The following is a 6,308-nucleotide window of genomic DNA, read 5'->3' as shown; positions in this document are numbered from 1 at the left end:
TATCACTATATTACGCGTACTTTATATTTTTCAAAGCATAAAAGTGACATTGAAGAGCTTGAATATTGTGCATCCTATAATATGCCGATTTGGTCTGAAAATAATCCTGAAAAGTTTTGGTATGCAGCTGATCAATATACAAGTGAGACTAGACGAACCTCATCACATATTACAATCGCTTTGCCAAAAGAACTGGATAAAAATCGCCGTATAGAGTTGTCTGAAAGATTAATGTATGAATTTTGTGGTCAATATAAAATGCCATCAACAATCGCAATTCATAATCATGTGGCTGCGCTCGATGGGCAGTCAGAACAGCCACATTTACATTTATTATTTTCAGAAAAAAGTATGTTGGATAATATTCAACGTTCCCCCGAGCAGTTCTTTAAGCAATATCGTCAAAAAAATCCTGAAAAAGGAGGTGCATTAAAAATCACGGCTGATGTGCTTGGATTCGGTCGTAATATATTATTTCATTACCGAACACAAACTGAAAAAATAATAAATGAATTTTTAGAAAAATATGCGCCCACAAAAATTATAGAAATTCATGGTATGGAAATCGAAGTGAGCAGTGCAGTATCGTGCTTATCTAATGAAGATTATAATAAAAAACATGGAACCAATTTAAAAGATGTCCCACAAATTCCGAGGTCGTTACTCTTTAGCACTGATCCTGAAGATCAAGATAAGGTAGCAGAATATAGAAAGAACATTTGGCAAATACGTCAAAACAACTTATGCGAACGCTATAAAAATGAGTATGAATTAGCCTTAGTTAGAAAACGTGAACAGGAAAACCAGAATAGACCACAACTTGTTCAATCTAAAAAATTTGATTTTGACTTCTAATATGTATTAGTTCAGCCTTTAATTAAATCAGTTGATCTGTCTATATACTTTCTATGGACGGATCAACTGAATTGGTCTTAGTGCAATTTGACCTATTTCTTAAAATAATTTTCCATCTGTAATTGTTCAAGCGTATGCCATTGATAACGCTCATGTCCTGCAAAATTTTGTTTGATATATACAATATGTTGAAGAATTCGCTTCTGATACTTTAACAGTTGTTGAATACGCTGATCATCATAATCAATATCTACCCGTTGTTGCCGCAGTGCTTGATAAAAGCAGCGGTAGTCCATATCCATATTTTTTAATATTTCCTTGGATGCCGCAGGGTGGAGTGGTTGGCTTAATCCAACTATTGAATAAGATTCACGCGTGACAAAGTCGGGGCTTATAAGGGATTCCTTTGCCACTTTTAATGTTGGTTCAAATCTATTTGATCTAACCTTGATATTTTGAAATGCCTGTTGAATCGAATTAATTAGTGCACTCGGTTGAATAGTATGTGCTGGTGCTGGCTTCTGCAAGCTGGGTGCAGCGACTGGAGCAAAAATGGGTGATTTCACTTTAGCCTGATGATCTTGTTGACTGTCGACTTTGATGAATTGTTTGAGTTTCTTATAGTTAATCGTATAGAAATTGGTTTGCAGCCATTTATTTTGTGCTAACTTTTCAATCACAAGAATCCCAGCTCGCTTTAACTTTGCAACAATTCGTTTGATTGTTGAGATGCTGTACACGCCAAGCGTGCTTTGCCACTGTTCATAACTATGGAACCAATATTTTTTTCCATTAAAGGTTTTTCCTTCGTTATTTTCTAAAAAGTAATGCAACTTCTGTAAAAAATTGGCGGCAGCCACGCCAAACGCTTTTGCAAGCGTTGGCGAAGCAATGAGAGGATAGTCTCCAGATACGAGAAGATGATTATTCTTATTGGTCTTGGACATGATTCGCCCCACGTAGCACACGTTGTGCACGTTCAATCATCTTGTGACGTTGATGTGTACGAAATGCCCAGAGCGACGATAAATTGTTATTTTGATTGAGCTTTGCGACTTTAAGAATTTGCTCATCAGTCATTTCATGCATGCATTGACGAATGATTTCATGGGCTTGTTCAAGTTCGTTGAGCAGGGAGTTTGCAGTGTCAACAGCAATATAAAGATTGGCAAGTGTTTGACGTTGAGGATTTGAAATTGATTTGCCCAGTTCAACAATCAGTTGCGAGGCTTGTTGTTTAGATGTGCACGTATTTGCACCATGAAGAATTGCGTTCATAGTCGTTTCCTTGTAGATAAGTTTAATACTTACCCCCATTACTTCTCACGGTAATGGTGGCAGCAAAACAGGGGTGAGAATACCGTTCTACAAGGTACGGCCAGCATAAAGCTGCCCTGTCAAGCTGCCATAACGACTGCTAAACAGTAGACAAAAAAATAGCCGCATAAGCGACATTGTTTTGCGCTTGTAGAATATAACAGGTTCTCACGCCTGTACACAGATTTTGCTGTGTTCAATTAGCTTAACTGGGTATCGCTTGAGCTGTCAACGATGTAATTGGATCTTTTTACATATTTTAACATTAAATAATGTATTGATTAACCTGAAGATATTTTAAATTTCTGACGGCTAGGAATTTGATTGTGAATCATGTTTGTGGTGGTTTGTTGAGCACAAATTTTAATCTTTGCTGTGTTTTTAACGGAAGTGATGCTAATGATGATCAGAATTTCTAATCAAGCAAATTGAAGCTGATTCGCTAAAAGAATGAGTTAAATAAATCATCGATTGTTTAGGGCTTCAACAACTGTTAAGACTTTCTCTAAGCCTTTTCTAGTTTGAATTTGCTGAATCGGGACACCATCGGTTGCGGTATTGAATGCATTCATAAAATAATCAATCCATTCAGAATCATCGCCCGTGAGTGCTGATAAGCTTTGATAAAGGCGAATCAGTAATAATCCAGTTTCACCTTGTGCAGATGCGGGTTCTAATACAGCTGAGAATTCGATTTGCTTCATCGAAGCGAGATCGAGACCTATCACAGCAGCCAGTTGAGTATTACTAAGACCGAGTAAATCCGCAGTTTTCAATATGGCTTCTGCTAAAACCATTGTTGTACTGGCTGAGTTCATTTAATCGACCCGCTGAGCTTTGCTGATTATTTATTCTATCCCATTTAATAGGCTATTTCTGAAGGTGCGTGAGCTTCAGTTTGATCGCTTTAAATCAGCCTGAGCCAATACATTCTTCTTATTAACAGCTCATTAGGCATTGATTCATCTCAATGCGTTGAATGTAAAAGCTGAACTGAGCCTGATTTAATTCTTTATTTTATTGTTTTATTTTAATAGAGAACAACAGTCCATTTTAGCCTCATCCATCAAAGCAAAATGAGCCTATCGATTGGACGAATTTGACCTTATGGGAAAAATCAAAGATTTAATGCGATTACATTTGGCGAATCTAATTGTCTAGATTTTAGTGCTTTGTAAAATTGACTAAAGCGCTGGATAAAATTAATATGAGCTCGCTGGCCTACATTGCCAGTCGGTTTTAGCAGACCGTCCAACACAAGAGCATTAAAGGACTTGTCTTTTAGTGTTTATCCCCTCGTGCCCCTCTGCGGTGGAACGGGAGGGGGACGTCTTCGGACGTGCTGGATTCTTGTGTTCCAGTCTGCTAACCCGCTCTCGTTCTGCCACCATTATTTAGCAGTAATTGGTAGAACTTCTTAACACAAGGAGCTTCTCATGCTGTACCAATCTTTTCTAATTTGTGTTTCACCCCATGTTCAACCTTGTTGTGCTTTGCAACGGGGGCGATACGGCTAATTTTTTATTATTCGTCTGTTATTCAAACAACATTTTTACAAGAACAATCCAACGGTGGACGGCTAAATCACGCCTATAAAAAATAAACCTTTTTATATCTGCTGGTGATTGTGCATTGCATTGAACATGCGGGAAACAACCATGACTGAATTAAGCAAACCCAAAATCATACCCATTGAACACCGTCCACAAAAATCTAAGCTCTTTATAAAATGTGTGGTCTTACCCATCGTGATCTTTCTCATCGTTGCCAAAATCTTCTCCTTTGGTGCTTTCGGTTACATCTTCTTTGGCTTTGACCTGTTCTGGTTTGTGATCCTTTACTACCTTTATGAATATGGAAATACCTACTTTGACGGGATGACTGAACAACTGAAACGTCAAGGAGAAAGCTTTAACTACCAAAACCGTGGTGTTTGGATCAACAGCCAAGATAAAACCATTATTCTGTTTGATCAGTCTGATCAACGCCTCGTCAAATATCCCTTTGATTACATCACTTCCGTTGGACACTACAACTTAGTCGAAGATAACTTTAGAACCACGACCACTGTGATCAGCAATCCAATGATGGGAACACATGTCAATCAACAGGTCCATCGCACACCGATGAAACGAGAGTTTCAAGTCAATATTGGTACACGAGATCCATTCAAACCGAATTACAGCCTAAAAGTCCTATTTCCTTGGCGTAGTCCACAAATGGCCAGTGAAATCCGTCAATTATTATCGGCTGATCATTATCAATAACAACAATATAAAAATTTAAGGCAGTCAATCATGATGATTTCAAAATCGTTCATGCCATCAGTTCTAATGATGGAAATCAGTACAGCAATGGTCGGGTGTGGTAGTGGTTCGGGTGGAGATTCAAGTTTATCCAATGGCGGTGGAACGGATAATCCAGATAATGGCAATCCAATCCCTAAGCCCGTGACCTGTGTTGAAAGCCAATATCTGGAAGAGGGTGTATGTAAAAACAAGGTAGTGCAGAATATTCAGTCACTACCATTCAGTACGCTGATTCAAGGTCAACGCTATCCATTATCGCTGCAAACAGATCAAGGTCTAGTAGTAACGTTTAGCAGTAACACACCCAACATCTGTAGTGTAAGTGGCGGTGAACTTAAAGCGCATAAAGTCGGTCAGTGTAATCTGGTATTGACACAGGCAGGGACGGCAAAAGTTCTAGCACTGAATAGCAGCATGACCGTCAATGTGAGTTGTGCGGCTGAGCAATATCTAGAAAATAATGTGTGCGTGAATAAGCTCAAGCAAACCATTACCCCACTAAAAATCAAATATATCCTGACGGAGAGTGTGTATTCACTGGATACGGAATCCAGTGCCAAACTACCTGTCACGATTAGCAGCCTTTCTTCATCAACCTGTACCTATAGTCAGGGGGAACTCAAAGGGATTGGTGCAGGGTTATGTACCCTTAAACTTACTCAAGAGGGGGATGCTAAAACACTGGCAGCAGAGAGTAAAACCATCAGCTTTGATGTGTTTAAAGCTTCATCTATGGGTGATGCACCCGATATCAATAACTGTTATGCAGGTAAGCTCAGAGCAAAGTTTAGAAATGAGTTTTTACATGAGCTCAATACGGTTCGTGCCTTGCATGGGTTGCCAAGTATTACATACGATTATGCCCATGAAGATGAGATGATGCAGACTGCCCTGATTCTTGCGGCAAACAACATCTTGACTCATTACCCTGAAGCGACCACAAACTGCTATTCAGATATTGGTGCAGTGGGTGCAAAAACCAGTAGTTTGGAAATGGGGGTAAGACAGAATAAATATGACTATTCACCTGCCGAAAGCATTACAAATATGGTGCATGACAAATTAAATCTGTTTGCAGGAGATGTGGGGCATCGCCTCTGGATGCTTAATCCTTTCTTACAAAAATCGGCGTATGGTTCAGTTAATGCGCCATCATTTAAAGATACCCGATTCCCTTATGTGGTCGGTACGTCCTACAAAGTGGTTTATCCCTTCGACAATCCAACCACTGCACCACTCGGTGTGATTGCCTATCCCTACCACAACTATCCAGCCAAATATTATATGGCGGGTTCAATTCTCTCGATTTCAGTTTTAACCGATCAAAAGAATTTCTTTGCCAATCGAAATGTGGATTACGCCAAAGCCACTGTTGTTGTCACTGAACGAAGTAGTGGAGCTAAACAGAAGATCAGCAATATACGCTATGAAAATATCGGAGTTCCTAACCATATCCAATTTAACTTCGACGATTTGAAACTGAATGTGATCTACGACGTCAAACTCAGCAATGTCTTGGTGAATGGTCAGCCTAAAGAATATTCCTACTGGTTTAATGTGAATGATTAATAAGGATAAGAATCAGATGAAAAAATTAATACTCCATCTTGCTGTCGCTAACAGTATGGTAATGACCAGTTCAACAGTATCTGCTGAAACCAAGAAAGTGAACCTGTCGGCAGGACTGAACTATGTACTGTCACAAGTCGTGACCAAAGGAGATAATAATCAAAGTCACCATAATATGGGAATGCTTTACTACTTAGGAAAGAAAGGTGTACCTGTAGATCATAAAAAAGCGGCTGAATGGTTTTCCAAGGCAGCAGT

Annotated in this window: 7 protein-coding genes; 4 read left to right on the top strand and 3 right to left on the bottom strand. The window is 39.1% G+C overall.

What is annotated here, in order from left to right:
• Positions 1 to 855 (top strand): MobA/MobL family protein (locus HMPREF0023_RS09685; protein WP_008941994.1); only part of this gene is annotated, 855 nt, incomplete at its 5' end.
• Positions 856 to 947: 92 nt separating this feature from the next.
• Here the strand turns inward: HMPREF0023_RS09685 and HMPREF0023_RS09680 are convergent.
• From HMPREF0023_RS09680 to HMPREF0023_RS09670, 3 genes are all read right to left on the bottom strand, one after another.
• Positions 948 to 1,802 (bottom strand): hypothetical protein, encoded by an 855-nt coding sequence (locus tag HMPREF0023_RS09680; protein WP_008941993.1) that lies wholly within the window; start codon positions 1,800 to 1,802, stop codon positions 948 to 950.
• Positions 1,786 to 2,133, bottom strand: a complete 348-nt coding sequence (locus HMPREF0023_RS09675) for a hypothetical protein (RefSeq protein ID WP_016541972.1) — start codon at positions 2,131 to 2,133, stop codon at positions 1,786 to 1,788. The genes HMPREF0023_RS09680 and HMPREF0023_RS09675 overlap by 17 nt, the downstream gene beginning before the upstream one ends.
• Positions 2,134 to 2,636: 503 nt before the next feature.
• The gene (locus tag HMPREF0023_RS09670) at positions 2,637 to 2,990 is read right to left on the bottom strand and encodes an antitoxin Xre-like helix-turn-helix domain-containing protein (protein ID WP_016653653.1); all 354 of its coding nucleotides are present in this window, start codon (positions 2,988 to 2,990) and stop codon (positions 2,637 to 2,639) included.
• Positions 2,991 to 3,830: 840 nt separating this feature from the next.
• On the opposite strand from HMPREF0023_RS09670, the gene HMPREF0023_RS09665 reads away from it, so the two are divergent.
• The 3 genes from HMPREF0023_RS09665 to HMPREF0023_RS09655 all read left to right on the top strand — a co-directional run.
• Positions 3,831 to 4,439, top strand: a complete 609-nt coding sequence (locus HMPREF0023_RS09665) for a hypothetical protein (RefSeq protein WP_004679652.1) — start codon at positions 3,831 to 3,833, stop codon at positions 4,437 to 4,439.
• Between the two features lie 30 nt (positions 4,440 to 4,469).
• Positions 4,470 to 6,050 carry a CAP domain-containing protein gene (locus HMPREF0023_RS09660; protein WP_008941989.1) on the top strand — a complete coding sequence of 527 codons (1,581 nt, stop codon included), beginning with the start codon at positions 4,470 to 4,472 and terminating at the stop codon, positions 6,048 to 6,050.
• Positions 6,051 to 6,066: 16 nt separating this feature from the next.
• On the top strand, positions 6,067 to 6,308 hold a 242-nt coding region (locus HMPREF0023_RS09655), incomplete at its 3' end, for an SEL1-like repeat protein (protein WP_190319064.1).

The sequence above is a fragment of the Acinetobacter sp. ATCC 27244 genome (assembly GCF_000156555.1).
Lineage (GTDB): Bacteria > Pseudomonadota > Gammaproteobacteria > Pseudomonadales > Moraxellaceae > Acinetobacter > Acinetobacter haemolyticus.
This window is presented reverse-complemented; position numbering and strand designations above follow the sequence as displayed.